Genomic DNA, 26,087 nt, shown 5'->3' on the forward strand with positions numbered 1-26,087 from the left:
CCATGAAACTGCGTTCCCGCCCATTCAAGACCCGCTTGCAGCGCATCGGCCAATATGCCGGCCACTATGCCGTGCTGTGCGCGATCGCCGTCGTCTGCGTCTTCCCGTTCTGGTGGACGCTGGTGACGGCCATTTCCACGCAAGGCAATATCTTCGCCTTCCCGCCCACCTTCTGGCCGAAGGCGCCGTCGTTCGAGAACTTCATCGAAGTGTTCAATGCGATTCCCATCTGGTCGTTCTTCAAGAACTCCGTGCTGATCGCCGTATTTACCGTGTTCTGGAAACTGCTGCTGTGTTCACTGGCCGCGTATCCGCTGGCGCGCCTGAAATTCCGTGGCCGCAAACTGGTGTTCGGCCTGATCCTGGCCACCCTGGTGCTGCCGTCGGAGGTGAATTTCCTCGTCAACTTCATCACCATCACGCAAATGAGCCTGGTCGACACCTACACGGGCGTGATCCTGCCCAACGTGGTGACGGCCGTGGCCATCTTGCTGCTCAAGCAGGCGTTCGAGGAAGTGCCGCAAGACCTGATCGACGCGGCGCGCGTCGATGGCGCCTCCGAATGGGTCATCTTCAGCCGCATCATGCTGCCCCTGATTACGCCATGGCTGGCCACCGTCGGCATCCTGACGGCCGTCGAATCGTGGAATGAATACATCTGGCCCTCCATCGTCATGAGCAAGCCCGATGAATTCCCCCTGTCGGTGGGCGTGCTGTATTTGCGCGGCACCTTCGGCAGCAGCACGCGCGTGATCGCCGCCGGCACCCTGATCACCATCGTGCCGACCCTGCTCGCCTTCCTGTTTACCCAACGCTTCTTCATGCGCGGCATGGACGGCGCAGTCAAATGAAAACGTCTCTCGATAAGGAAGCCTCCATGCACGACAAGCGCATCAGCACCAACACACGCAGCCCGATCACCTGGGTGCCCACCTTGTACTTCGCCCAGGGCTTGCCGTTCTACGCCGTGGCCCTGGTGGCCGGCCTGATGTTCAAGAGCATGGGCGTGCCGAACGACCAGATCGCCCGCTGGACGGGCCTGATCGGCTTTGCCTGGGTCTTCAAGTCGCTGTGGAGCCCCTTCCTGGAGCTGGCGTCGAGCAAGAAGAGCATGGTGGTGCTGTTCCAGTTCCTCGGCGGCCTGAGCCTGGGCCTGATCGCGCTGGCGCTGCAGACGCCGCTGTGGTTTGCCGCCTGCATCGCCGTGCTGTTCGTCGCCGCGCTGGCCTCGTCCACGCACGACATCGTCTGCGACGGCCTGTATATCGCCAGCCTGTCGGACAAGCAGCAGGCGGCATACGCGGGCTGGCAAGGCGCCTTCTTCAACGCGGGCAAATTCATCTCGCTGGGCGGCCTGGTGATCCTGGCCGGCTACCTGGAGAAGAAAATCGGCATCCAGCCCGCCTGGTCGGTCATCTTCCTGATCATCGGCGCCATGATGCTGTCGCTGGCCGCCTACCACCTGTGGGCGCTGCCGCAGGTGCGCAACGCGGCCGTGGCCGACAAGAGCGTGGCCGGCATCAGCCGCACGCTGTGGAACGTGCTGGCGGACTTCCTGAAAAAGCCCGGCATCTGGGGCATGATCGCCTTCATCATCCTGTTCCGCGCGGGCGAGGCGCAAGTGCAGACCATCGGCCCGCTGTTCCTGCGCGAAGCGCGCGAACTGGGCGGCCTGGGCCTGTCGACGACGGAAGTGGGCGCCGTGTACGGCACGGCCGGCACCGTGGCCTTTTTGCTGGGCAGCATAGGCGGCGGCTACTTCACGTCGTGGCTGGGCCTGAAGCGCGCCATGTTCTTCCTGATCCTGGCCATGAACTTGCCGAACCTGGTGTTCTACTACCTGAGCCACAGCATGCCGACCGATTTGACCCTGATCACGGCCGCGCTCAGCGTGGAGATGTTCGGCTATGGCTTCGGCTTCGTCGGCCTGATCCTGTTCATGATGCAGGTCGTTTCTGTCGGCAAGTACCAGACGGCCCACTATGCGTTCGCCACCGGCGTGATGCAGCTGGGCTTCGTGCTGTTCAAGATGATCAGCGGCGACATCCAGACGGCGCTCGGCTACAAGACCTTTTTCCTGTGGGTGCTGGTGTCGGCCGTGCCCGTATTGATCCTGTCGCGCTTCATGCGCATCGGCCCGAAGGATACCTCCGACCCTTCTGACGCCGGCGCCACGTCCGCGCCGGCCAGCGCCAGCTAGGAATCGCACAACCCATGGCACACATCGTTTTAAAGAATATCGTCAAGCTGTACGACGACAAGCACCCCGTCATCCACGGCATCGACCTCGATATCCGCGACGGTGAATTCGTCGTCTTCGTGGGACCGTCCGGTTGCGGTAAATCAACCCTGCTGCGCATGATCGCCGGGCTGGAAGACATCACGGACGGCGAACTGCATATCGGCGGCCAGCTGGCCAACGATATCGCGCCGGCCGAGCGGGGCCTGGCCATGGTCTTCCAGAGCTACGCCCTGTATCCGCACATGACGGTGTACGAAAACATGGCTTTCGCCCTCAGCCTGGCCGGACATAAAAAGGCCGAGGTGCGCGCCGCCGTCGAGCGCGCGGCCGAGATCCTGCAGATTACGCCTTTGCTCAAGCGCAAACCGAAGGACCTGTCGGGCGGCCAGCGCCAGCGCGTGGCCATCGGCCGCGCCATCGTGCGCAAACCCAAGGTGTTCCTGTTCGACGAACCGCTGTCGAACCTCGACGCCTCGCTGCGCGTGCAGATGCGCGTGGAAATCTCGCGCCTGCACCAGGAATTGAAGACCACCATGATCTACGTCACGCACGACCAGGTCGAAGCGATGACCCTGGGCGAGCGCATCGTCGTCTTCAACGGCGGGCGCATCGAGCAGGTGGGCAGTCCGCACGCGCTGTACAACAATCCCGGCAACCTGTTCGTGGCCGGCTTCCTCGGTGCGCCGAAGATGAACTTCATCGCTTGCGACGCCGTCGCCTGCGGCCCCGGCTCGGTGGCCGTGCGCCTGCCCGGCGGCGCCGTGATCGACGTCGAAGCGCACGGCGAGAGCGTGGCGCCGGGCGACCGGCTGACCCTGGGCGTGCGGGCCGAGCACGTCAGCCTGCAGGACGGGGCGACGGCGAACAACAACGTCGTCGACGCGGCCGTCAGCCACGTCGAATACCTGGGCGACGTGGCCATCGTCTACGCCAGCATGCCGGGCGTGACCGAGATGCTGGCCGTCAAGCTGCCGGCCGAGGCTGGCTTGCGCCAGGCAGGCGACGCCATGCGCCTGCATCTGCCGCCGCAGCGCTGCCTGCTGTTCGATGCCAAAGGGCAAGCCCTGGCGCGCACGTTTGGCGCTCCAGCCCAGCCGTTTATGTGACAATAGCCGTTGTTTACCATGCTGCCGCCCTTTGACTTGTGCGGTCAGGATGGCAGAATACGTGTTTTTTAAGATTCCCTGCCCCCGGCAAATGCCGCCACACGCTGTTGCGGCAACCAGTACCGGAGCGTATTTTTGTTATTGATTGAAGGATTGACCATGTCCCAATTCCGTCTTGCACGCCTTAGCCTGCTCCTGGCCGCCATCGGCCTGAACGTCCTGCCTGCCCTGTCGCACGCGCAGGATGCCAAGCCGGCCGCAGCCGCCGGTGCGCCCGCGGCCGCCCCGGCCGACTCGGTGCGTCCTGAAGTGTTCAAACTGCTCGATCCGGCCGCCGTGAAGGCCTCGATGGATGCGAAAAACTACGCCGACGTGCAAAGCCGCATCGACCAGACCGCCGCCATTCCCGCCCTGACGCCCTACGAATTGTTCGTGCTGAACCGCCTGCGCGTGGCGCTGGCGTCGACCACCAACAATGCGCCGATGGCCATGACGGCGCTGGAAGCGGTCATCGAATCGGGCAAGCTGGACAAGAAGGCCCAGGGCGACTTCATCCAGGCGCTGGCCAACTACCACTACAACGCCAAGGATTATCCGAACGCCATCAAATGGTTCACCCGTTACCAGACGGAAACAGGTGACGTCGCGGGCGTGCGCCAGTACATCATCCGCGCCTACTACTTCAGCAATGATTTCGCGCGCGCGAAACAGGAACTGATGGCCGACCTGACGGCCAAGCAGCAAGCGGGCAAGACGCCGACCATCGAAGAACTGCAATTGCTGGCCAACACGGGTTCGAAAAGCAAGGACCCGGCCACCTACCTGATCGCCATGGAAAACCTGGTGCGCTACTACCCGTCGGATGACTACTGGAGCGATTTGCTGAGCCGCACGCAAGGCAAGGCCGGCTATTCCGACCGCTTCGCGCTCGACGTGCTGCGCCTGCAATTCAAGGCCGTGGGCACCATGCCGCCGCAAGACTACAGCGACATGGCTGAAATTGCCTTGCAGAACGCCTTCCCGACGGAAGCGAAAAAAGTGCTGGACGCCGGCTTTGCCAAAGGCGTGCTGGGCACGGGCGCAAATGCCGCCAAGCACAAGAAACTGCGCGACCAGGCCAACAAGGCGGCCGCCGACGATGCGAAGAACATCGCCAGCGGCGAAGCGTCGGCCATGAAGAGCAAGGATGGCACGGGCTTGATCAACCTCGGCTACGCCTTCGTGACGATGGACCAGTTCGACAAAGGTATCGACCTGATCCAGAAAGGCATCGCCAAGGGCGGCTTGAAGCGTCCTGAAGACGCCAAGCTGCGCCTCGGTTATTCCTACGCCATGGCTGGCAAGAAAGATGACGCCATCAAGGTCCTGGAAACCGTCAAGGGCGGCGACGGCGTGGGCGACCTGGCCCGCTACTGGATCCTGTGGCTGAACCGTCCTGCCACGGCAGCGGCGGCACCGGCAGCAGCGGCACAGTAATTCCTGTTCCCGCCAGCATGCGCAAGGCAGTTCCCGGCTCACGCCGGGGCTGCTTTTTTTTCGACCTTTTTCACTCCCCCATGCCGCCAGCCACCGCCTCCGCACCTGTACCTGAACGATTGACCAGCCTGGATGCCTTCCGCGGCTGCGTGATCGTCGTCATGATCTGGGTCAACTATCTGGCCGGCATGCCCGGCATCGCCTGGTGGCTCGAACACGCGGGGCCCCGCGCCGACGGCATCACCCTGCCCGACCTGGTCTTTCCCGGCTTCCTGTTCATGGTGGGCATGGCCATACCGCTGGCCTTGCAGCGCCATTGCGGCCACGTCACGCCCGCCCTGCTGGGACGCCTGCTGTGGCGCTCCGCCAGCCTGATGCTGGCCGGCGTGGTGCTGGCCAACGCCTACCGCTACGATGCGCAGGCGGCGCCGCTGCCGCACGCCCTGTATTTCCTGCTGTTTTACGTGGCCATGATCCTGCTGTGGCGCCAGGGCGCGGGCAAGCTGGAGCTGGCCGCGGGCGGCGCGCTGATGCTGTTCCTGCTGGCGACGTTCCGCGGAGAGCTGAACAGCGAATTTTCCAGCACCTGGCTGCAGCCGTCCTGGTGGGGCATCCTCGGCATGATAGGCTGGTCCTACCTGCTGTGCAGCCTGCTGTACCTGGCGTGCCGGGGCAGCGGCACGGCCCTGATGGGCATGTTTTCCCTGCTGCTCGTGCTGTACATGGGCGGCACGGCGGGCAGCCTGGATTTCCTGCCGGCAAGCATCAACGCCTTCGTCAACGTGCCGCAAGTACTCGGGTCGACGGCGGCCAATGTACTGGCCGGCACCCTGGTGGGCCAGCTGTTCCTGCGCGGCGCCGCCCTGAACCATGGGCAGCGCATCCGCTTCATGGCATGGTTCGCGCTGGGCCTGTTCGCTGCCGGCCTGCTGCTGCGGCCGTATCACCACATCAACAAGATCGCGGCGACGGAATCCTACACACTCGTGTGCAGCGCCCTCATCCTGGCCCTGTTTCTGGCGTTTTACATCGTCATCGACGTGTGGCGCTGGCGCGCCTGGGCCGTGGTGCTCTTGCCGGCCGGTACCAATGCCCTGTTCGCCTACATCGTGCCCGACCTGTGGCAGCAGCTGGCGGCCGTGCTGCACCTGCCGCGCTTCTGGTGGCCGTATCTGGCCACGGGCGGCACGGCCGGCCTGTGGAATGCCGCCGCCGTCACCGGCCTGATGCTGCTGTTGACCGCGCTGGCAACCCGGTACGGTCTGAAGCTGAAGTTCTAGACCTTGATATAGATCTTGCGCTTGTCCATGCCGTAGGCGATCAGCCAGCACAGCAGCATGAAGCTGACGGCAAACAGCAGCGAGCCCACGCGCGCCGGCGCCCAGCCCGTAAACCAGTGCTGGTACAGCCACTGGTACAGGTTGCCGCCGCCGATGCGCACGGTAAACGCGATGATCACCAGCACTTCCGACACCAGGTAGATGAACAGGGTATTCTTGCCGAAGACTTCAAAGAAGTAGGTCCAGCCCGTCATTTGACGCACGTCAATGATGAACATCAACAACGCCAGCAGCAGCAAATCCAGGCCGATGCCCAGCATCACGTAAGAGCTGGTCCACAGCTTCTTATTGATCGGAAACACTTCATTCCAGCACAGGGCCACGGCCACGCAGATGACGCCGGCCACGGCCAGTTGAGCCAGGCTGGAGCGCAGCTGCGCCGGCGCTGCCTGGCGCACGAAGCTGCCCGCCAGATAGCCGGCAATCACGTTGACGATGGCCGGCAAGGTGCCGAGCACGCCTTCCGGGTCGAAGGCAATGCCTTCGCCGTGGTACAAATGGCTGTCGCCCAGCAGGAACAGATCGAGCTTGGCCGGCGCATTGCCGTGCAGGCTGTAGTCGCCAAAGCATGCCAGGATGGCCCAGTAGCCGAGCAAGGCGCAGGCACTGAAGACCAGCGCGCCGCGCGTCTTCCAGTAATGCAGGATCAGGGCGGCGGCCAGGTAGCACACGGCAATGCGCTGCAGCACGCCGGGAATGCGCGTGTGCGACAGGGGCGACCAGGCGAACTGGCCCGCGTCGTCGATCTTGAAGAAGGGAAACCAGTACAGCAGGAAGCCGAGCAAGAAGATCAGCGCGCTGCGCTTGCACAGCCTGGCCAGCACGGCGCCATGCCCCAGGTGCTCATACTTGCCCAGCGCAAACGCCAGGGCATTGCCGACGACAAACAGAAAGCTGGGAAAGACCAGGTCCGTGAGGGTAAATCCATGCCATTCGGCATGCAGGAAAGGCGCATACACGCTACCCCAGTCGCCAGGGGTATTGACGACGATCATCAGGGCGACGGTCAGGCCGCGCAGCACGTCGAGGGCGAGGTAGCGTTGAGAAGCAATAGTCATGGTCAAACAATTCCAAAAGATAAAAACCAGCTCCCCGCTTGTGGCGGAAAGCCGGTAAAAAAAACTACAGCTTGGCGCGCAGGCCAAAGTAAAACTGGCGGCCGTTCGAATACAGGGCCGTCGGCTGGTCCTGGTTGGCGCCGTAATACTTGAGCACCGGATTATTCAGGTTCAGCACATCGAAGGTCAGCGAATAGCGCTCGTCGATCTTGTAGTTGAGCGAAGCGGCCAGGTTGCCCACGCCATGCACATACTGGGGCGAGCTGCTGAACAGGCCGGCCAGGAAGCTGGAGCGGTAGGTATAGGCCAGGCGTGCGCTCAGGCGCTCATCCTCGTAATAGCCTTCCAGGTTGTAGGTGCCGCGCGAGCTGCCCACCACGGCGGCGCCATCGTCGGCCTTGCCGTTCGTATAGGTGTAATTGCCCACCACGCCGAAACCGCCCCACAAGCCCTGCTGGTAACTGAGTTCTACACCCTTGTTCCTGGCGCCGATATTCGTCGGCGACTGGATCACATAGGTGTTGAATTTCTTGAAGGTATTATTGTAGTAGGTCACGGGCGCCGTACCAAACGTCACGTACGATTTCATGTCCATATAGAAGGCCCCCACCGAGAGCATGGCTTTCGGCGCGAAATACCATTCCAGGGTGGCGTCGTAGTTGGTCGAGCGTATCGGTTTCAGGTCCGGATTGCCGCCCGTTCCGGTCAGCAACTGGTCGTTCAGGTTGACGGCGCCCACCAGGGCGCTGTAGTCGGCGCGCGCCATGGTTTTCGCCACTGCCGCGCGGGCCACCAGGTCCTTGCTCACGTCAAACTTGATGTTTGCGCTCGGCAGCACATCCGTGTAGCTGTGCTTGACGACGGTGGGCGTGTAGGTGCCAAAGATGTTTTCCTGGCCAATCGGGTTCTCGCCGCCCGGCACGTTCGTCACCGTCGTCTGCTGCGTGCGCACCACGCGCACGCCCACGTTGCCGCGCCACTTGTTGCCTGCCAGGTTGGCCATGAGGTAGGCTGCGCTATCCTTTTCCTTCACATCCAGCTCGGCCGGCCAGTTGCGCGAATTCGGGCCGCCCGTATTGTCGTACTTGTTGGCCCATGCCACCAGGTCGGCCGGATCGAGCTGCCAGTAGCGTCCCTGCGCATTGCCGCCCAGGCCCTTGCCATAGTCGCCCGGGTAGGTGCCGCCATTCCACTTCGGCAGGGGCGCATTCGTCGTGCCGTCGCACACGGCGCAGCTGCGGTTTTCCGGCCACGACACATTGCGGTGGTGTTCCGCGTAGCGCGCGCCGAACTTCAGCGATTCCAGCACGCCATAATCCATGCTCAGCTCGCCATCGGCCTGGCCGTATTTTTCCGTGTCCAGGGTTTCCACGTGGGAACCCCAGGCCGATGCCGTTACCGCATTCGATAACCTGGAAATGTCGAGACCGGGGAAATTCAGCCTGGCCGGCGACAGGCCGTTCAGCTGGTACGACACGCCCACGCCCGTCAAGCCCGCCTCATAGCCGAGGTCGACGGGTGTTTCGCCTATGCCGCGCGTGTAGCCGAGGCTGCCCGTGATGCGCAGGCGCTCGCTGGCGCGGTAGCTGCCGTTGAAGTCGATGTAGGCGGTCGACGAGTTCGAGCCGGGGCGGTAGATCTGGTCCACCAGGGCCGGATACAGCTGGCCGTTGTAGGGCGTGGTGGCATTGGCGGCAGGAAACTGCGACGCGGGAAAATCGGCCGCCACCAGGGTATTGTTCTTGACCGTAAACGCGCTGGGAATCACGCCCACATGCTTGCCGTCATTGTCGACGGCATTCAGGTTGGCGCCGGGCTGGTTATAAAAGCTGCGGTTGTAATTGGCCGCGTCCAGCTTGGAATAGAAGCCGTTGACGTCCAGCATCAAATCAGACGTCGGCTTGAATTGCAGGTCGAGGCTGCCGCCCTGGCGCTTGCGTACCTGTTCGAACAAGGCCGAGTTGATCCCCAGCGGCGCCAGCACGCCGGCCAGTTCCGGATGCTTTTGCGCGGCCGGGCTGTTGGCGTCGATGGCGCCATAGCCGAAGAATTCCTGCCCGTCGCGGCGTTCGTGGCGCTTCTCGGAAAACACCTGGAACAGCACGCCCATGGTCTTCGCTTCGTTCTTCCAGTTAAACAGGGCATTCATCTGCGGATCGGTCTTGCCCGGCAAGTCCGCGTAGATGGCCTGTACGGCCAGCTCGGCCGTGAACGGCTGCTTGAAACTGAGGGGCTTGCGCGTCTCGATATTGATGGAGCCGGCCACGCCCCCTTCCACCAGGTCCGCCTGCGCGCTCTTTTGCACGGTGACGCGGCTGACGATTTCCGACGGCAGCAAGGCAAAGCTGACGCTGCGCCCCACGGTGCCCACCTGGTCCGTGACAAACCAGTCGCCCGTGCCCACGGCGTGGCCGTTGATCAGCGTTTGCGTCAGGCTGGGGCTGGTGCCACGGATACTCACACGGTCATTTTCCGAGAAGCCGCCCTCGCCGCCGGCCGACGAGGAAATGTTGGCGCCAGGCACACGCTGCACGGCATCGGCCACATTCTTGTCGGGCAACTTGCCGATGTCTTCCGCGCTGACGACGTCGATCACGGAATCGCTGTTGCGCTTCTGGCTCAGCGACTGCTCCAGCGAGGCGCGGATACCGGTCACGACCACCTCCTGCAGGGGGGCTTGCTGCGCCTGGGCGCCGATATTGATGGACAACAAAGCGGCTGCGGTGGCGATGGGGTGTAATACGGGATGCAAACGGCTGTTCATAGACTCCTCGTTATCGATGCCCGCCACGCTGGCGGGACGGTTTTTATGAATGAGTACAGACGGCAAACGACGGGGTGCAGCAGAAAGGGACTGATACCGGCGCGAGCGCCGAAAAAAAAGGCAAGCCCCTGGAACAGGAACTTGCCTTGAAAAGACCGAGGAAGACCCGGCCAGACGCATGCGCATCAGGCCAGATCGTCTTGCTTACAGCTTGGCGCGCAGGCCCAGGTAGAAGGTACGGCCATTGCTGTAGAAAGCGCGCGGCTGATCGCGGTTTTCAGCGTACATCTTGATGGTCGTGTTCGTCAGGTTAAGCGCATCGAACGTGACCGTGAAGTGTTCGTTGATCTTGTAGTTGAGCGAACCGGCCAGGCCGCCCGCGCCTTCGACGTGCTGGCTGGCGCCACGATCCACGCCCGCCTTGTAGGACGAACGGTAGTTGTAGGCCAGGCGTGCGCTGAGGGCATTGGCTTCATAGAAGGCCGTCAGGTTGTACGTGCTGCGCGATGCGTTGACCAGCTCGTCACCGTTGTCCAGCTTGCCATCGGCATAGGTGTAGTTGGCCAAGATGCCGAAGTCGCCGAACAGCGGTTGCTGATAGCTGAACTCAGCGCCCTTGTTCTTGCCGCTGGTATTGAATGGCGACGTGATCTGGTACACGGCGTTGGCATTGCGCTTGCTGTTGAAGTAGGTAGCGTTGACGGTACCGTTCGACACGACCGATTTCAGGTCCATGTAGAACAGGCCCACCGAGAAGGCCGACTTCGGTGCGAAATACCATTCGGCGCTGACTTCGGCGTTATCCGACTTCACCGGATTGAGGTTGACGTTGCCGCCGCTGCCGCTCAATGCATCGTCGTTCAGCGATACCGAACCACCGAGCGCGCTGTAGTCGGGACGGGCGATGGTGCGGGCCACGGCGGCGCGCACCACCAGGTCGTTGCGCACATCGAACTTGATGTTGGCGCTAGGCAAGAAATCGTTGTAGCTGCGCTCATACAGATGCTGCGAGTACGCACCCCAGTCGGAACCAGTGATCGGGCCGCCGGCCTGGTTCACCAGGGTCGACTGCTTGGTGTGAACGGCGCGCAGGCCGAAGTTGCCGCTCCAGTTGTCGCCCGTCAGGTTGGCCATGGCATAGATTGCCGAGGTTTTTTCCTTCAGCTTGAATTCGTCGGTCCAGTTATGGCGACGCACGTAGTCGAACAGGCGGTTGCCCGGTGCCGCGCCCCACGCGCCCAGTGCCGAACCGTCGTACTTGAAGTAGTTGCTCGACAGGTTGCCGCCCAGGTTGTTGGCGAAGTCGCTCGGGTACATCGTGCCATTCCACACGGGGCCCGGATTGGAGAAGCCCAGGTCGCCCGGACGGGTTTCGAACGGATGCTCGGCATCGCGCTTGTGATCGGTCAAACGGCCACCGAACTTGACGGAATCCCAGATACCCGACGACAGGCGCAGCTCCGCGTCGATCTGGGCATATTTTTCCTGGTCGACGGAACGCGATTCGCCACCGCCGGCCCATGCCGTCGAGCCTGGCTTGGTGGTGGTGCCGCCCGGATAGGAAACACTGGCCGGGCTCATGCCGTTCAATTGATACACCATGCCGCCATCGACGTTGTTCTGGTAGTACACATCGTCGCGGTCATAGCCGACGCCATGGGTCTTGCCCAGCTTGCCGGTCAGGGTCAGGTCCTTGGTGGCGCGGTATTTGAAGTTGAAATCGAGGTAGTACGATTCGCCGCCGGCATCAGGACGGTAGATATTGTCGACTTCACCAGAGTTTTTTGCGAAGGTAGCGCCTGTCAGCGTGCCGTTCTTGACCGTGTAGTTGGTCGGCACCTGACCGGTCGAGACACCTTTATCGTTGGTACTGTTCACCGAGTTGGCCGGTGCAGCCAGCCAGTTGGTGTTTTGATGCGGTGCCTTCAGTTGCGAATAGAAGCCGTTCACGTCCAGGGTCAGGTCCTTGCTGGGCTTGAATTCGATGTCGAATGCGCCGCCTTCGCGGGTTTTCTTTTGCTCGAACAGGCTGGCGCCGATAAAGGTCGGCACTTTTACGCCGGCCAGTTCAGGATGGGCCAAGGCCGCATTGCTGGTAGCGGAGATCGGCGTGTAGCCGAGGATTTCCTGGCCATCGCGGCGCACGGTCGATTTTTGCGAGAAACCCTGCACCATGATGCCCAGGGTATTCGTGTCATTCTTCCAGTTCACCAGGCCGGAGAACTGCGGGTCCGTCTTGCCGGCCAGGTCATTATGGAAAGCCTGGATCGAGCCTTCGGCCGTGATCTGGTTCTTGAATTCCAGCGGACGGCGGGTAATCACGTCGATCACGCCCGAGACGCCGCCTTCAGGCAGGTCCGCCGTGGCGCTCTTGTGCACGACCACGGAGCTCACCAACTCCGATGGCAACAGGGAGAAGCTGCTGCTGCGGCCGACGTTGCCGCCAAATTGATTCAAGACAAACCAGTCACCCGTGCTGATGGCATGGCCGTTGAACAGGGTTTGCTGGAAGCTGGGGCTGGTGCCGCGCAGGCTGACGCGGTCGTTTTCGCCGAAGCCGCCTTCGCCACCGGCCGACGATTGGGTATTCACACCTGGCAGGCGCTGGATCGCGTCAGCCACGTTACGGTCCGGCATCTTGCCGATATCTTCGGCCGTTACCACTTCCACCACGGAATCCGCATTACGTTTTTGCTTCAGCGATTTTTCCAGCGAGGCACGCACGCCGGTCACCGTCACCACGGTGGCCACGTCGTCGGCGGGTGCTTCCTGCGCCTGCGCCGAAAAAGCCAGACCGGCGACCATCACGGCAACGGCCGTAGCGATCGGCGTACGGCTACGCGAACCGGATTTCACGACGGCAGCTGCAGGTGTCAAATTGCGTTTCATGTACTCCCCCTTGATTTAAGCTCCAGGATTGGAACCTTTTCATTTTTAACGTAGGTCTTCTTTCCAGCCCGCCCACTCTCGCGGCATGCTGCAGACCCTTCGGCACAACCACTTACAAAACCAATTCAACGCCAATATACTACTATCCAATACCAGAATACTACCAGTTGCAACTTTTTTTTTATAACGTTGTTTGAATCACACAGACCACTTCACCTGAATCAATCTGTAGCCCGTATGACCGGGCTAAATACCAGCGCGGACAGGCATAAATTGCCGGCCTGATAATTCAAATTGGTTTTACAACGGTCTTTTTTGGTATTATCCAGCGACACAAAACAGATACAGAGCGCGTCTGCAACGCGCCGTAACGGAGACCCTCAGCGTATGACAACCCTGGCTCACATCATGCAAGGCCTGGGGCAGACGAGTAGCCTGCCCCTGTACCAGCAACTGCAGCGCGCGCTGCGCGAAGCGATCGACAAGCGCATCCTCGGCCCCGACGAAGCCCTGCCCGCCGAGCGCCAGCTGGCCAGCGACCTGGCCGTCTCGCGCATCACCGTGCGCAAGGCCATCGATGGCCTCGTCAACGAAGGCTTGCTGGTGCGCCGCCCCGGCTCGGGCAATTTCATCAATACGCGCATCGAGAAGAATTTCGCCAAGCTGACCTCGTTTTCGGAGGACATGCGGGCGCGCGGCCGCACGCCGCGCAGCGTGTGGCTCAAGCGCGCAGAAGGCACCGTCACGCCGGAAGAAGCCTTGCGCCTGCGGCTGTCGCCGGGTGCGCCCGTGTACCGCTTCCACCGCATCCGCTATGCGGACGAGGTACCGATGTGCCTGGAATACGCGACCATCGTCGCCAGTTGCCTGCCGGCGCTCGACGCCGTCGACGTATCGATGTACGACGCGCTGGAACAGGCAGGCAACCGGCCCGTGCGTGCCTTGCAGCGGCTGAGCGCCTTGTTGCTGACGGGGGAGCAGGCCAGCCTGCTGCAGGCGGAGGAAGGCGACGCGGGCTTGTCGGTGGAAAGGCTGGGCTTTTTGCGCGATGGCCGCGCCGTGGAATTTTGCCGCTCCTACTTCCGCGGCGATATGTATGACTTCGTGGCTGAATTAAGTACCAATTAATACCAATCGCCCCATTTCACCAATACCAGATAAAACCACTTATTGCAGTGCAATATATATACCGGCAGCGCCGCCTATATATGCACCGCAATGGTGAATTAATCGGCGGCGATTATGTGGCCGCCTACGAACAATATTTTGGAAGGCTGCGCAATACGGTTTTGCGCATTGCAGCAAAACCTGACATTTCCCGTCAGGCAGCGGGTGCGGCGCGGCGTCCTGCGCACAGCAGAACCACGCTCAGCGCCACGCACAGCCAGCCGAACAGCGGCCCCAGCCAGCCCGCCCAGGTGGCGACGGGCGGGTGTGCCGGCAACGGCGCCAGCAAGGTGCTGCCCGGCATGGCGCTGCTGGAACGCTCCGCCAGCACGCGGCCATACGCGTCGCTGACCGTCAGTACCCCTTCGCGCGCCGCGCGCAGCACGGCATAGCCGTTTTCCACGCCCCGCACCACCGTCATGCGCGCCCCCATCCAGCCGTCCAGCTGGAAAGCCCAGGCCGGCACCAGCATCGCCTGCGCCCCGGCCGCGCCATACGCCTGTCCCAGGGGCGCGAAATGCATGTCCTTGCAGATGGCCAGGCCCATGGCCAGACCCGCCACCGGCTGCACGGCATACGCGCTGCCCGCAAGAAACTCGCGCTCGGGCGGCGCCAGGTGATGTTTCTGATAGCTGACGGGCGCGGCGCCATCGGGGGAAAACAGCCAGGCCAGGTTGCGCCGGCCGGCAAGGTCCTGCACGCCGACGCCGAGAACGATCCACATGCCAGTGCCGCGCGCCAGCGCCTGGAAGCGCTGCCGCACGGCATCCGCCTGCGCGGGCGCCAGCACGGCTATCTTTTCCGGCAGCAGCACCAACCTGGCGCCCTGCCCCGCCAGCTGTTCGACGTGGCGCGCGTACTGGTCCCAGATAGCTTGCGCGCGTGCCGGCGGCGTGGCCGGGCCGATGAAGTCGTCGATGGCCACCAGTCCCGCCAGTGGCCCGCTTGCTGCCGGTGCGCCCTGCACGCGCCAGGCGCCAGCGGCGAACGCGGCCGCCAGCAGCAACACGGCCGCGCCCGCCGCTGGCGCATACGCGCGCCCGCCGGCCAGCAGCAAGGCCAGCGCGGACGGCACCAGGCACAGCAGAAACAGCAGGCCAGGCACGCCGGCCAGGGCCGCCACCTGCAATATGGCAACATTGTCCGCTTGCGAATACGCAAGGCTGCCCCAGTTACCATCGGGCAGCAAGGCCGCCATCAGGGTATCGAGGGCCACCCACAGCACGGGATACGCCAGCACCGTCCACCCCGCCCGGTAGCGCAGCACGAGGCGCCGCGTGGCCAGCACCACCAGCAGCCACAACAGTGCCTTGACGACGATCACGGCCAGCACGGCCGGCAAGGGCATGAGCAGGCGAAAATAACTGAAGTTGGATGACAGGCCCAGCACGGCAGCCAGGAAGGTCATCCAGGCCGCATCGCGGCGCGACGCGCGCAGGGCCAGCCACAGCACGGGCAACGGCGCGCACCAGGCCAGCGGGCCCAGCGGCTGCGGTCCCAGCACCCAGTACAGGGGCAGGCCCGCCGCCAGAGCGGCGGCGATTTGCGACAGGCGCCGGCGCAGCGCAGTACTGCCGGCAGCCGGCGCAGACAAGGTATGGAGCATGCTCATGCTTTCAAGGGGAGCCAGATTTCCACGCCGCCACTACCGCTGACGGGATCGAATTGCCGGTCGTAGCGTTCAAAGTCGGGCGCGTCGGCCGCTTCCAGACCGGACTGCGGCAGCCACTCGTTCCACACGGCATGCCAGGTGGCGCGGATGGTGGAAATATGCCCGCGGTGATGAAACACGGCATAACGGCGCGGCGCGATGCGCAGCCGCATCCAGCCCTCGGGCGCCCGGGAAAAGTCGGCCACCGGCATGGCGCACAGGTAGTCGAAATTGCCCGCGTCGTCATTGTTGCAGCACACGCCATACAGCACCTGGCCGGGCGCCGCATGGGGCAGGAAGCGCTGCCACAGGGCGGGGATGCCGGCAGACGTTTCCGCGCAATACCGTTCGACGAGGCCCGCCAGCAGCAAGGCGGGGCCCTGCTCGAAACGGGGCGGCGCCAAAGGCACGCCCGGCGCCACATCCATTTTGATGGCTTCCACCAGCGCCAGGTTGGCGACGTGGCGCTGGGCCCGTACCGTTTCCGGCGTAACATGGAACTGGTCGCGGAAGGCCCGCGTAAAGGCTTCATGGGAGCTGTAGCCCGCTTCCAGGGCAACGGCGAGGATGTCTTGCGCGCCCTGCGCCAGCGCGTGCGCCGCGACACTGAGCCGGCGCGCCCGCACATAGCGCATCACGGAGTGGCCCGTGGCCAGGCCGAACGCGCGCGTCATATGGCAGGGCGAGGCGCCGCCCACCTGGGCGATGTCGCCGAGCGAGAGATCGTCCGCAAAATGCGATTCGATATACCAGAGTGCCTTGGCCAGATAGTGCATGCGCGCTTCCCGTTGAACGAGCAGCGACTGTAGCATTTTCAGCAAGCCGTGGCTTGACCGGAATTGCGCAATAACCGGCAAGCGCTTCCTATTTGCGCGTGCGCTTTTCATGCACCAGCTGGCCGCTGCTGATGCGCGCCAGCTCGGCCATTTCCTGGGCCAGGAAGGCCAGCAGGTCGTCGATGCTGACGACGCCGGAAAGCGCCCCCAGGCTATTGACCACGGGCAAGCGCCGGATGCCATTGACGCGCATGCGTTCGATGATGTCGTAGACGTCTTCGTCTTCGCTGGCGGTGAGCAGTTGCGCGCTCATGATGTCGCCCACCAGCAGGCTGGCGGGGTCGAGACCCAAGGCGATGACGGAAATGACGATGTCGCGGTCAGTGAGGATGCCGATGGGGACGCGCTCGCCATTCGGCTGTTCCGCCACGATCAGGTCGCCCACGTGGTGCTGGCGCATCAGCAGCGCCGCGTCTTGCACGCTGGTGTCACGCTGACAATGGATGGTATGCAGGGTGCAGATATCGCCGATGCGCATGTCGCCACTCCGTTTGAGGCAGAGTGCCCACGCTACGCCAGCCCGCCGTGGCGGGTTTGAGGCAAATCAATTGAAACGGTCTTACTTTTCTTCGGGGGGCGGCAGGAAGCAGGCTTCGACGATCTGCAGATCGTTATCCTTGGCAAATTCGCGCACGAAGTGAAACGCCATCGGCTCGATCTCGCGCAGCTTGGTGTTGACCACCACCGACTTGACGCCATTGACGACGGTCGGGCGCACGTAGGGCGAATACTGGAGGTGCGCATTGCGCCCGCCGCCGTCGGGATTGAAACAGGACATCACTCCGCAAAGGCGCTCGGCCCAATCGCTGGGTCGGAATTGCTTGCCATTGCTGGTGAGACCAAGGATGAAGAACTCGTCTGAGAGTTCCCCTGTTTTTTGAGATAACTCGGCCATGTGGCTTGTCGGGACTGGATTGCGTGAATGGCCCCGGCGGGTAAGCCGGGCTGGTAGTCAACTACGTTTGCTGCGGTAAGCCAGTATTATATCTTATAGAAGACTTGGGTTCTACCTCGATCTGCCCTGACGATGCAAACAGGGGCCGGCACGCGTAACGCGCCAGCCCCTATTTTAACCTTGTTCCGCGCGCAAGGCGCATGGATGGCGCGTGTGCGCCCGCTTCAGCCGAGGAAAACGGCGCCCGACATCAACAGCAGCAACAGCATCCACAGCAGCAAGGCGCGCCACACGAGGCCCACCGTGCTCTGCAAGGCGCGCGCGCCCGGCTCTTCGCCTGGCAGGATATCGCTTTCGCTGTCGCTGTCGTCGACGGCCATGTCCGGCGTGACCAGTACGCGCGCGGCCGTTTCCGCTGGCGTGCCCAGGCGTACGCCCATGGCGCCGCCGCCAGCCGTCAGGATGATGCCGATGGCCTCGTCCTGCCAGCGCTGGGCGAAATTGCGCCAGGCGTAGATAGCGTCCTCGAAATTGCCGACCACGGCAAACGCCACGGCCGTCAGGCGCACGGGGATCCAGTCGATCCAGTAAAAGGCGCGCGCGGCGAACTGGCCGAATGCTTCATTGCGCATGTGCTCGGGCTCGTTCCAGGCGCGCGCCAGGTATTCGGCCACGCGGTACATCACGGCGCAGGCAGGGCCCAGCGGCATCAGGAACCAGAAAAACACGCCAAACACGTTGCGGTGCGTGGTGACGAGGGCTTTTTCCACGGCGATGCGGGCGATTTCGCTCGCTTCCATGCCCACCGTGTCGAGCTTGGTCCAGTCGGCCAGCAAGGTGCGGGCCGTCGCTTCGTCGCCGGCGCTCAGGGCCAGCTGGATCGAGGTGAAGTAATGGCTGTAATGGCGAAAGCCCAGGGTCAGGTAGACGATGAGGACGTTCCAGGCAAAGGCCAGCAGGGTCAGCTGGTAGTGGAGCAAGATCCAGTACACGCCCGCCGTCGGCACCATCAGCGCGCCGATCATGAGGAACCAGCCCATGCGGCCATGGCTGGCGTGGCCGGCATTGAACCAGGTCTCCATGCGCATCGCCAGGCTCTTGATTTCGGCGTAGATCGGATTGTCCGCGCGCAAAGGTTTGAGCTGCTCGATCAGCAATGCGCAAAGTATGGAGAGAAATGTCATCAAACGTCCTTTTTGTCTTTTTCAGCAATACCGCAATGCCCGCTACGATAGCGCAGTGCAGTGCTGGAATCAAACTTATTACGTGCGCGGCGCCATTTTACGCGCGCAGCAGGTGAAACAGATTGCGCAGCATGCCGGCCGTGGCGCCCCAGATGTAGAAGCGTTCGTACGGCATGGCGTAGAACGAGCGCCGTCCGCCGGGCAATTCCACCGACAGGCGCTGATGGTTGAGGCCATCCATGAGGAAGGCCAGCGGCACTTCGAAGATTTCAGCCACTTCGGACGGGTCGGCGCGCAGTTCGAACGGCGGCGTCACCAGGCCCACCACGGGCGTGACCTGGTAGCCGGTGCCCGTCAGGTAGTCGGGCAGGCAGCCCAGCACTTCGATGTGTTCGCGCGCCAGGCCCACTTCTTCTTCCGTTTCGCGCAGGGCCGTGGCCACGGGCGAGCCATCGAACGGTTCGCTGCGCCCGCCGGGAAAACTGACCTGGCCCGCATGGCTGCTCAGGTGGTCGGTGCGCATGGTCAGCAGGATGGTCAAGCCCTGCGGACGTTGCACCAGGGGAATGAGCACGGCGGCGCGCACGGGCACGGCGCGGGCGGAGAGGAAATCCTGGGTAATCTCGGGCTGCCAGTCGGGCTGTTCGGCCAGGCGCCGGCGCAGCCAGTCCGGCGTCAGGCGCACGGCGTCCAGAGCCGCCTCGCCGGCGATCGAATCGATGGTGAGTTGTTTTGGATCAAATGCGATGGTGGCCATGGCAGCTTGTCCCATTAGCAATACAGAATAAAAAAAGGGCGCCGAGAGGCACCCTTTTCCCAACGCAGACGCTGATATTACGCGCTTGCTTTCGCCACAACGCGGCGATTTGGCAATTTTTCTTTGATACGCGCCGATTTACCCGAACGCTCACGCAGATAGTACAGCTTGGCGCGGCGAACATCACCACGGCGTTTCACTTCGATCGAAGCGATCAGCGGCGAGTACAGTTGGAACGTACGCTCAACGCCTTCGCCGGACGAGATCTTGCGAACGATGAAGTTCGAGTTCAGGCCACGGTTACGACGGGAGATAACGACGCCTTCGTAAGCCTGGGCGCGCTTGCGCGTACCTTCGACTACGTTGACGCTGACGATAACGGTATCGCCTGGTGCGAATTCAGGAATGGTTTTACCCAGACGAGCAATTTCTTCCTGCTCTAATTGTTGAATCAAGTCCATTTTTATAACTCCGAAAACCATCATGCCGGCGCACTGTGGATAGCAAGTATCCGCCCGGTAGAGGATGGGTATTACCAATTTGGGCAACATGCCCGGCACTACTGGCCACCCTGCCGGCCGTCCGGAGACGGCTTACAGGCTGGCCAAGAATTTTTCGTCGGTCTTGCTGAGCAAGCCGGCGGCGCGTGCACTGACCAGCAGGTCAGGCCGCTTTGTCGCGGTCGCTTCCAGCATGCGCTGGCGGCGCCACTTGACGATCTCGGCATGATTGCCACCCATCAAGACGGGCGGCACGGCCATGCCTTCGTATGTTTCCGGCCGCGTGTAGTGCGGCGAATCGAGCAAGCCATTGACGAAGCTGTCCTCGATGGCCGATGCCTCCGTGTTCAGGACACCGGGCAACAGGCGGATCACCGCATCCATCAGCGCCATGGCAGGCAACTCGCCGCCAGACAAAACGAAATCGCCGACGCTGATTTCCTCGTCGACGCAACGGTCCAGCAAACGCTGGTCCACGGCTTCATAGCGGCCGCACAGGATCACCAAACCAGGTTCGGCTTTCAGCTGCGTGACGCGCTCGTGCGTCAGCGGACGGCCTTGCGGCGACATGAACACCACGCGGGGCGCCGCCAGTCCCAGTTCGGTCTGGCGTTGCTTCGCGGCATTAATTGTCGCTTCGAGGGGACGGGCCATCATCACCATGCCGGGGCCGCCGCCATACGGGCGGTCATCCACGGTACGGTGATTGTCGGTCGTGAAATCACGGGGATTCCACAAGGACAAGCCACATTTCCCCTGCTCGAAGGCGCGCCGGGTCACACCCGACTGCGTCAGCGCGGCAAACATTTCCGGGAACAGGGTCACGACATCAAATTGCATCGCTCGCCATCCTGAAAATATTGCCCGGCGCAAAGTTATGCGCAGGCGGTTTAATAATCGAGGCCCCAGTCGACCGTGATCTTGCTGGCAGCCTTGTCAACGTTAATGACAAACTGGCCAACAAACGGGATCAGGCGCTCAGGCGCCTTTTCAACGGTCTCATCGGCAGTGGCGACGGGCGTAACGCGCAAGATCGACTGCGGACCATTGCTCATCATGTCGTGCACTGTGCCGAGGCACTCGCCTTGCAAATTCTCGACTGTCAGTCCGATCAGATCGGACCAATAGAATTCATCGGCCGACAGCGTCGGGAAATGGCTACGCGGAATTTGCACAGAGACGCCTTTCAGCGCTTCTGCGGCATCCCGCCCGACCACACCCACCAGCTGGGCCACGACGTCGCCGCCGTGTAACTTCGCTTGCCTGACTTGAACATCATGCAAGGTCGGTTTATCAAACCACCAGGTTTTGACGCTTAATAATGCATCCGCATCGTCGGAGAAAGGAGTGATCCTGACCCCGCCAGCAATGCCATAAGCACCGGAGACATAGCCTACCTGTACCAGGTCATCGGGGACTTTCACCCCGGATGCAGTCTTGACCGTCAAACCAGTGATCTAATTAAGCTGCTGCTTTGTTGTTGCTGGCTACCAGGCGAGCAACGGTTGGCGACAATTGTGCGCCAACGCCTTGCCAGTAGGCCAGACGGTCTGCGGTGATACGCAGTGGAACTTCGCCACCTTGCGCCATCGGGTTGTAAAAACCGATACGCTCAATGAAGCGACCATCGCGGCGATTGCGCGAATCAGTAGCGACGATGTTGAAGAACGGGCGCTTCTTGGCGCCTCCACGAGCTAAACGAATAACGACCATAATATTTCCAAAAAGTGTGCTGAGGCGGAAAAAGCCGCAAATTATAGCGCGCTTTACCGCCAGGCAGCAAGCGTTATGATGACGGGCGTGTAATTTGGGCTAATCAAACATTATGACCAGTCATGACCGAAGACGCAATAGGCGTCTGCGCCTATCGTGCCGGCCATGGCTTGAACTCACGCGAAATCATTGCATAAACGCCACAGGAAAGTGCTATCGTTGAGCGAGGCAATGGCCGATACTGGCAATCTTTACTGATGAGCAACTCTGGAGTCCCATGACCACCGCTACCATTTTGCAACAGTCGCACAAGAACAAGGCATTCACCACCTTGCTGGCCTTTTTGCTGGGCACGCTGGGCGCGCACCGTTTCTACCTGCATGGCGCCAAAGACCGCTGGGGCTGGCTACACCTGGCCGCCCTGCCCGCCAGCGCGCTGCTGCACCAGCTGTTTCCCGAGGCGGACTGGTTTTACCAGATATTGCCGCTGACCCTGTCCGCCCTGGGCGGCTTCCTGGAAGCGCTGGTGCTGGGCTTGATGCCGGACGACAAGTGGGACGCCCGCTACAATGCCGCCTCCGGTCGCCTGTCGGACACGGGCTGGCCCCTGGCCGTGGTGCTGGTCGCTACCTTGATGCTAGGCGCAGGCGTGCTGATTGCCACCATGGCACGCCTGTTCGACCTGCTGTATACGGGCGGCGCCTACGGTTAATTTCCGCATGGAAATTGCATCAGTTCCCGCGCCCCGCACGCACATGTAAGTGTTGGTAAGCAATCATGATTTTCCTCTATACTGCATTCACAATGCCAACATTACCGGCACATTCAACACACCCCAGGAGAAGATCATGATTCGTCGCCCACTCATCCTCGCAGTCGCCATCACGGCCCTGTTCAGCACCTCCGCCTTCGCGCAGAACCTGTCGCCGAAGGCCCAGTACGCCTACGATACGAAGCAAGCCAACACGCGCTATGCGGACGACAAGAAATTGTGCGCAGAAGAAAGCAGCTCGAAAGCCCGCATGCAATGCCTGCGCGACGCCAAGGGCGAATACGACCAGGCCATCATCAACGCCAAGGCCGCGCAAAAAGCGGGCAATTCCTACGCCAGCCAGCCTTCCAAGCAGCCACAGCATCAGATTTGCGCCGATTGCGGCAAGGTGCTGGCAGTCAACGTCGCTGAAAAAGCGGGCGAAGGCGGCGCGCTGGGCATGATCGGCGGCGGCGTGGCCGGCGCCCTGCTGGGCCGCCAGGTCGGTGGCGGACGCGGCAAGGACCTGGCCACCCTGGCCGGCGCCGCCGGCGGCGCCTACGCAGGCAAGCAAGTCGAAGGCCACATGAAGAATGCCAAGACCTGGACCGTTACCGTGCAATACGAAACGGGCGCCAAGGCCGATTTCGCGTTTGACCAGGATCCTGGCCTGGCCGCTGGCGATCTGGTGCGCAACTCGGGCAACGGCATCGCCCGCCGTTAAGAATGCAGGGAAAGCGCCCGTGGCGGCGTTGCCGAGTTTGGCCGACATTGCCGTACTAATGGCGGACGACGACAAGGCGCCTTGCCCTGAACGCTTTCCCAAGCATTCTTGACAGAAATAAAAAAGCGCTGGAGATCAGTCTCCAGCGCTTTTTTTGCATGCAGCCGGCTCCCGCCGGCCCCGCGTCAACTTAAAACTGCTCTTCCGACAAGGCCATCACGCCCGCGCTGCCGTCGATGATGGTGGCGCGCAAGCCGGGTGCCTGCGACAGGATGTGGTCGGCAAAGAAGCGCGCCGTGGCGATTTTTGCCTTGTAGAACGAAGCGTCGCCGCTGCCCTCGCCCAGCTTTTGCTGCGCCACGATGGCCGCGCGGGCCATTTGCCAGCCGCCCAGCACGATGCCGGCCAGTTTCAGATACGGCACGCTGCCCGCGAACACGGCCTTGATGTCCGTCTTCATGTTCGCCACCACATATTCCACGACCGCTTCCAGCGCGGCGCTGCCTTCGGCCAGGTGGCGCTGCATGGCCTGGAAGTCGGCGCCGGAGAGCTCGCCCAGCTGGGCTTCCGTGGCGCGCACCTGGGCGATGATGGCTTTCGCCACGGCGCCGCCGTCGCGCACCGTCTTGCGGCCCACGAGGTCGTTCGCCTGGATGGCCGTCGTGCCTTCGTAGATCGTCAGGATCTTGGCATCGCGGTAATGCTGGGCAGCACCTGTTTCCTCAATGAAACCCATGCCGCCATGCACCTGCACGCCGTCGCGCGTGACGTCCTGCGACATTTCCGTGGCCCAGCCCTTGATCACGGGCACCAGGTATTCATACGTCGCCAGGCTTTCCGCCCGCACGTCGGCGTCCGGATGGTGGTGCGCCACGTCGCTGATGGCCGCGCCCACGTAGGCCAGCGCGCGCGCCGCTTCCGTCTGCGAGCGCATGGACATCAGCATGCGGCGCACGTCCGGGTGGTGGATGATGGAGACCGGACCAGGCGAGCCTGCCAGGTCGCGCGACTGCACGCGGTCCTTGGCGAACGCCACGGCCTGCTGGTAGGCGCGCTCGGCCAGGCCGATGCCTTGCAAGCCCACGCCGAAGCGGGCCGCGTTCATCATGATGAACATGTATTCGAGACCGCGGTTTTCCTCGCCCACCAGGGTGCCGATGGCGCCGCCATGGTCGCCGAACTGCAGCACGGCCGTGGGGCTGGCCTTGATGCCCAGCTTGTGCTCGATGGAAACACAGTGCGCGTCATTGCGCTCACCGAGGCTGCCATCCGCGTTGACGAGGAATTTCGGCACGATGAACAGCGAAATGCCTTTCACACCGGCCGGTGCGTCCGGCGTGCGGGCCAGCACCAGGTGGACGATGTTTTCCGCCATGTCGTGTTCGCCGTACGTGATGAAAATCTTCGTGCCGAACACTTTATAGGTGCCGTCGCCCTGCGGCACGGCGCGCGTGCGCACGGCGGCCAGGTCGGACCCCGCCTGCGGCTCCGTCAGATTCATGGTGCCCGTCCACTTGCCCGACACCAGGTTTTCCAGATACGTGGCCTTCTGTTCGTCGCTGCCGGCCGTCAGCAGCGCTTCGATGGCGCCATCCGACAGCAGAGCGACCAAAGCGAAGGAGATGCTGGCCGAATTGAGCATTTCGATGCAGGGCGTGGCCAGCAGCTTGGGCAAGCCCTGGCCGCCGAACTGCGTCGGATGCTGCACGCCCTGCCAGCCCGCTTCGCCATACGCCTTGAACGCTTCCTTGAAGCCTTTCGAGGTGGTCACCTGACCGTCGTGCCAGAAGCTCGGCTCCTTGTCGCTGGGGCCGTTCAAGGGGGCCACCACGCCGCCGCAGAACTTGGCGTTTTCTTCCAGCACGGCTTCGGCCGTGTCGGGCGTGGCGTCTTCGCAGCCAGGCAAGGTATGGATTTCGGCCAGGCCGGCCAGTTCGTTCATCACGAACAACATGTCTTTCAGCGGGGCTTGATAGCTCATCTTCTTTTCTCCAAGAAAAAAGCCACGCGCGGCTCGCCGTGTGGGGCGGGCCGGCGTGGCTTTGTCAGTAACAAAACCGGAAGGGGTGCGACTTAACCCAGTTCTTTGACCAGTTGCGGCACGATCTCGAACAGATCGCCCACGATGCCGTAGTCGGCCACGGCAAAGATCGGTGCTTCCGGATCCTTGTTGATGGCGACGATGGTCTTCGAGTCTTTCATGCCGGCCAGATGCTGGATCGCGCCCGAGATGCCGACGGCGATGTACAGCGATGGCGCGACGATCTTGCCCGTCTGGCCCACTTGCCAGTCGTTCGGCACGAAGCCGGCGTCGACGGCGGCGCGCGAAGCACCCATGGCGGCGCCCAGCTTGTCGGCCAGCGGTTCCAGGATGTGGAAGTTCTCGGCCGAACCCATGCCACGGCCGCCCGACACGATGATTTTCGCGGCGGTCAGTTCAGGACGGTCGGACTTGGCCAGTTCGCGGCCCACGAAGGCCGATTTGCCATTGTCGGCAACGGCAGCGACGGTTTCCGTGGCAGCCGAACCGCCGGTGGCGGCAGCGGCGTCGAAACCGGTGGTGCGCACGGTGATGACCTTGACCTTGTCGCCAGATTGCACGGTGGCAATGGCGTTACCGGCGTAGATCGGGCGCTCGAAGGTGTCAGGCGAGTCGACCTTGGTGATTTCCGAGATTTGCGCTACGTCAAGCTTGGCGGCCACGCGCGGCAGGATGTTCTTGCCGTAGGCGGTGGCTGGCGCCAGGATGTGGCTGTAGTTGCCGGCGATGGCCAGCACTTGCTCGGCCACGTTTTCGGCCAGGCCGTCGGCAAAGTATGGCGCGTCGGCCACGATGACTTTCGTCACGCCGGCGATTTGCGCGGCGGCAGCGGCGGCAGCCGAGGCGTTCGAACCTGCGACGAGCACGTGCACGTCGCCGCCGCACTGGGCAGCCGCGGTCACGGTGTGGTGGGTGCTGCCCTTTAAGGTAGCGTTGTCGTGTTCAGCAATAACTAATGCGACCATGATGTGTCCTGTAATTGTTCTGGATAAA

The 26,087-nt window shown here is 62.5% G+C and carries 23 protein-coding genes; 8 read left to right on the forward strand and 15 right to left on the reverse strand.

Annotated features, from left to right (window positions below):
• Window positions 1-2 precede the first annotated feature (2 nt).
• The 5 genes from AC1RJW_RS13555 (at window position 3) to AC1RJW_RS13575 (ending at window position 6,104) form a co-directional block, all read left to right on the forward strand.
• Entirely contained in the window at window positions 3-851 is an 849-nt protein-coding gene (locus AC1RJW_RS13555) for a carbohydrate ABC transporter permease (RefSeq protein WP_493045376.1), read from the forward strand.
• A 26-nt stretch (window positions 852-877) separates the two neighbouring features.
• Window positions 878-2,200 carry an MFS transporter gene (locus AC1RJW_RS13560; RefSeq protein ID WP_493045378.1) on the forward strand — a complete coding sequence of 441 codons (1,323 nt, stop codon included), beginning with the start codon at window positions 878-880 and terminating at the stop codon, window positions 2,198-2,200.
• A gap of 14 nt (window positions 2,201-2,214) precedes the next feature.
• Window positions 2,215-3,348 (forward strand): ABC transporter ATP-binding protein, encoded by a 1,134-nt coding sequence (locus AC1RJW_RS13565; protein ID WP_493045379.1) that lies wholly within the window; start codon window positions 2,215-2,217, stop codon window positions 3,346-3,348.
• Window positions 3,349-3,507: 159 nt separating this feature from the next.
• The gene (locus tag AC1RJW_RS13570; protein WP_493045380.1) at window positions 3,508-4,824 is read left to right on the forward strand and encodes a tetratricopeptide repeat protein; all 1,317 of its coding nucleotides are present in this window, start codon (window positions 3,508-3,510) and stop codon (window positions 4,822-4,824) included.
• A gap of 80 nt (window positions 4,825-4,904) precedes the next feature.
• On the forward strand, window positions 4,905-6,104 hold the full coding sequence (locus tag AC1RJW_RS13575; protein WP_493045381.1) for a DUF5009 domain-containing protein: 1,200 nt from the start codon (window positions 4,905-4,907) through the stop codon (window positions 6,102-6,104).
• On the opposite strand, the gene AC1RJW_RS13580 is transcribed toward AC1RJW_RS13575, so the two are convergent.
• The 3 genes from AC1RJW_RS13580 to AC1RJW_RS13590 form a co-directional block, all read right to left on the reverse strand.
• Window positions 6,101-7,222 carry an acyltransferase family protein gene (locus AC1RJW_RS13580; protein ID WP_493045382.1) on the reverse strand — a complete coding sequence of 374 codons (1,122 nt, stop codon included), beginning with the start codon at window positions 7,220-7,222 and terminating at the stop codon, window positions 6,101-6,103. The genes AC1RJW_RS13575 and AC1RJW_RS13580 overlap by 4 nt on opposite strands.
• 64 nt (window positions 7,223-7,286) lie before the next feature.
• On the reverse strand, window positions 7,287-9,986 hold the full coding sequence (locus tag AC1RJW_RS13585; protein WP_493045383.1) for a TonB-dependent receptor: 2,700 nt from the start codon (window positions 9,984-9,986) through the stop codon (window positions 7,287-7,289).
• A 204-nt stretch (window positions 9,987-10,190) separates the two neighbouring features.
• Window positions 10,191-12,875 (reverse strand): TonB-dependent receptor, encoded by a 2,685-nt coding sequence (locus tag AC1RJW_RS13590; RefSeq protein ID WP_493045384.1) that lies wholly within the window; start codon window positions 12,873-12,875, stop codon window positions 10,191-10,193.
• Between the two features lie 387 nt (window positions 12,876-13,262).
• Between AC1RJW_RS13590 and AC1RJW_RS13595 the strand changes: the two genes are divergently transcribed.
• Complete coding sequence (locus AC1RJW_RS13595) at window positions 13,263-14,003, forward strand: GntR family transcriptional regulator (RefSeq protein ID WP_034759852.1); 741 nt, start codon at window positions 13,263-13,265, stop codon at window positions 14,001-14,003.
• 193 nt (window positions 14,004-14,196) lie between these two features.
• Here AC1RJW_RS13595 and AC1RJW_RS13600 read toward each other — a convergent pair whose 3' ends face one another.
• From AC1RJW_RS13600 to rpsP, 10 genes are all read right to left on the reverse strand, one after another.
• On the reverse strand, window positions 14,197-15,654 hold the full coding sequence (locus tag AC1RJW_RS13600) for a nitrilase-related carbon-nitrogen hydrolase (RefSeq protein WP_493045385.1): 1,458 nt from the start codon (window positions 15,652-15,654) through the stop codon (window positions 14,197-14,199).
• Complete coding sequence (locus AC1RJW_RS13605) at window positions 15,651-16,469, reverse strand: GyrI-like domain-containing protein (RefSeq protein WP_493045386.1); 819 nt, start codon at window positions 16,467-16,469, stop codon at window positions 15,651-15,653. Before AC1RJW_RS13605 ends, AC1RJW_RS13600 begins: the two co-directional genes overlap by 4 nt.
• Before the next feature lie 88 nt (window positions 16,470-16,557).
• The gene (locus AC1RJW_RS13610) at window positions 16,558-17,007 is read right to left on the reverse strand and encodes a CBS domain-containing protein (RefSeq protein WP_070221849.1); all 450 of its coding nucleotides are present in this window, start codon (window positions 17,005-17,007) and stop codon (window positions 16,558-16,560) included.
• Between the two features lie 81 nt (window positions 17,008-17,088).
• On the reverse strand, window positions 17,089-17,424 hold the full coding sequence (locus AC1RJW_RS13615) for a DUF3579 domain-containing protein (protein WP_070221850.1): 336 nt from the start codon (window positions 17,422-17,424) through the stop codon (window positions 17,089-17,091).
• A 224-nt stretch (window positions 17,425-17,648) separates the two neighbouring features.
• Window positions 17,649-18,608 (reverse strand): CobD/CbiB family protein, encoded by a 960-nt coding sequence (locus AC1RJW_RS13620; protein ID WP_493045387.1) that lies wholly within the window; start codon window positions 18,606-18,608, stop codon window positions 17,649-17,651.
• 97 nt (window positions 18,609-18,705) lie between these two features.
• On the reverse strand, window positions 18,706-19,365 hold the full coding sequence (locus AC1RJW_RS13625; RefSeq protein WP_493045388.1) for a CoA pyrophosphatase: 660 nt from the start codon (window positions 19,363-19,365) through the stop codon (window positions 18,706-18,708).
• Window positions 19,366-19,442: 77 nt separating this feature from the next.
• Window positions 19,443-19,826 (reverse strand): 50S ribosomal protein L19, encoded by a 384-nt coding sequence (gene rplS / locus AC1RJW_RS13630; protein WP_010395528.1) that lies wholly within the window; start codon window positions 19,824-19,826, stop codon window positions 19,443-19,445.
• A gap of 132 nt (window positions 19,827-19,958) precedes the next feature.
• The gene (gene trmD, locus AC1RJW_RS13635; RefSeq protein ID WP_035825412.1) at window positions 19,959-20,705 is read right to left on the reverse strand and encodes a tRNA (guanosine(37)-N1)-methyltransferase TrmD; all 747 of its coding nucleotides are present in this window, start codon (window positions 20,703-20,705) and stop codon (window positions 19,959-19,961) included.
• 50 nt (window positions 20,706-20,755) lie between these two features.
• The gene (gene rimM / locus AC1RJW_RS13640; protein WP_077400554.1) at window positions 20,756-21,313 is read right to left on the reverse strand and encodes a ribosome maturation factor RimM; all 558 of its coding nucleotides are present in this window, start codon (window positions 21,311-21,313) and stop codon (window positions 20,756-20,758) included.
• A gap of 13 nt (window positions 21,314-21,326) precedes the next feature.
• A complete protein-coding gene (gene rpsP / locus AC1RJW_RS13645) occupies window positions 21,327-21,578 on the reverse strand; it encodes a 30S ribosomal protein S16 (RefSeq protein WP_010395524.1) in 252 nt (83 codons plus the stop codon).
• A 277-nt stretch (window positions 21,579-21,855) separates the two neighbouring features.
• On the opposite strand from rpsP, the gene AC1RJW_RS13650 reads away from it, so the two are divergent.
• Entirely contained in the window at window positions 21,856-22,290 is a 435-nt protein-coding gene (locus tag AC1RJW_RS13650; protein ID WP_493045389.1) for an NINE protein, read from the forward strand.
• Window positions 22,291-22,426: 136 nt separating this feature from the next.
• Complete coding sequence (locus tag AC1RJW_RS13655) at window positions 22,427-23,053, forward strand: glycine zipper 2TM domain-containing protein (RefSeq protein WP_493045390.1); 627 nt, start codon at window positions 22,427-22,429, stop codon at window positions 23,051-23,053.
• 190 nt (window positions 23,054-23,243) lie between these two features.
• On the opposite strand, the gene AC1RJW_RS13660 is transcribed toward AC1RJW_RS13655, so the two are convergent.
• On the reverse strand, window positions 23,244-25,034 hold the full coding sequence (locus AC1RJW_RS13660) for an acyl-CoA dehydrogenase (protein ID WP_493045391.1): 1,791 nt from the start codon (window positions 25,032-25,034) through the stop codon (window positions 23,244-23,246).
• Window positions 25,035-25,126: 92 nt separating this feature from the next.
• A complete protein-coding gene (locus AC1RJW_RS13665) occupies window positions 25,127-26,059 on the reverse strand; it encodes an electron transfer flavoprotein subunit alpha/FixB family protein (protein WP_086145064.1) in 933 nt (310 codons plus the stop codon).
• Window positions 26,060-26,087: the final 28 nt, after the last annotated feature.

The sequence above is a fragment of the Janthinobacterium sp. GW822-FHT07A03 genome, assembly GCF_058798815.1.

Bases quoted from the DNA above. Each gene is read 5' to 3' on its own strand.
- AC1RJW_RS13610 (WP_070221849.1), bottom strand. From the start codon at position 17,007: ATGCGCATCGGCGATATCTGCACCCTGCATACCATCCATTGTCAGCGT.
- rpsP (WP_010395524.1), bottom strand. From the start codon at position 21,578: ATGGTCGTTATTCGTTTAGCTCGTGGAGGCGCCAAGAAGCGCCCGTTC.
- AC1RJW_RS13605 (WP_493045386.1), bottom strand. From the start codon at position 16,469: ATGCACTATCTGGCCAAGGCACTCTGGTATATCGAATCGCATTTTGCG.
- AC1RJW_RS13655 (WP_493045390.1), top strand. From the start codon at position 22,427: ATGATTCGTCGCCCACTCATCCTCGCAGTCGCCATCACGGCCCTGTTC.
- AC1RJW_RS13580 (WP_493045382.1), bottom strand. From the start codon at position 7,222: ATGACTATTGCTTCTCAACGCTACCTCGCCCTCGACGTGCTGCGCGGC.
- rplS (WP_010395528.1), bottom strand. From the start codon at position 19,826: ATGGACTTGATTCAACAATTAGAGCAGGAAGAAATTGCTCGTCTGGGT.
- AC1RJW_RS13625 (WP_493045388.1), bottom strand. From the start codon at position 19,365: ATGGCCACCATCGCATTTGATCCAAAACAACTCACCATCGATTCGATC.
- AC1RJW_RS13560 (WP_493045378.1), top strand. From the start codon at position 878: ATGCACGACAAGCGCATCAGCACCAACACACGCAGCCCGATCACCTGG.
- AC1RJW_RS13665 (WP_086145064.1), bottom strand. From the start codon at position 26,059: ATGGTCGCATTAGTTATTGCTGAACACGACAACGCTACCTTAAAGGGC.
- AC1RJW_RS13600 (WP_493045385.1), bottom strand. From the start codon at position 15,654: ATGAGCATGCTCCATACCTTGTCTGCGCCGGCTGCCGGCAGTACTGCG.
- AC1RJW_RS13570 (WP_493045380.1), top strand. From the start codon at position 3,508: ATGTCCCAATTCCGTCTTGCACGCCTTAGCCTGCTCCTGGCCGCCATC.
- AC1RJW_RS13555 (WP_493045376.1), top strand. From the start codon at position 3: ATGAAACTGCGTTCCCGCCCATTCAAGACCCGCTTGCAGCGCATCGGC.
- trmD (WP_035825412.1), bottom strand. From the start codon at position 20,705: ATGCAATTTGATGTCGTGACCCTGTTCCCGGAAATGTTTGCCGCGCTG.
- AC1RJW_RS13590 (WP_493045384.1), bottom strand. From the start codon at position 12,875: ATGAAACGCAATTTGACACCTGCAGCTGCCGTCGTGAAATCCGGTTCG.
- AC1RJW_RS13620 (WP_493045387.1), bottom strand. From the start codon at position 18,608: ATGACATTTCTCTCCATACTTTGCGCATTGCTGATCGAGCAGCTCAAA.
- AC1RJW_RS13660 (WP_493045391.1), bottom strand. From the start codon at position 25,034: ATGAGCTATCAAGCCCCGCTGAAAGACATGTTGTTCGTGATGAACGAA.
- AC1RJW_RS13595 (WP_034759852.1), top strand. From the start codon at position 13,263: ATGACAACCCTGGCTCACATCATGCAAGGCCTGGGGCAGACGAGTAGC.
- AC1RJW_RS13650 (WP_493045389.1), top strand. From the start codon at position 21,856: ATGACCACCGCTACCATTTTGCAACAGTCGCACAAGAACAAGGCATTC.
- AC1RJW_RS13615 (WP_070221850.1), bottom strand. From the start codon at position 17,424: ATGGCCGAGTTATCTCAAAAAACAGGGGAACTCTCAGACGAGTTCTTC.
- AC1RJW_RS13575 (WP_493045381.1), top strand. From the start codon at position 4,905: ATGCCGCCAGCCACCGCCTCCGCACCTGTACCTGAACGATTGACCAGC.
- AC1RJW_RS13585 (WP_493045383.1), bottom strand. From the start codon at position 9,986: ATGAACAGCCGTTTGCATCCCGTATTACACCCCATCGCCACCGCAGCC.
- AC1RJW_RS13565 (WP_493045379.1), top strand. From the start codon at position 2,215: ATGGCACACATCGTTTTAAAGAATATCGTCAAGCTGTACGACGACAAG.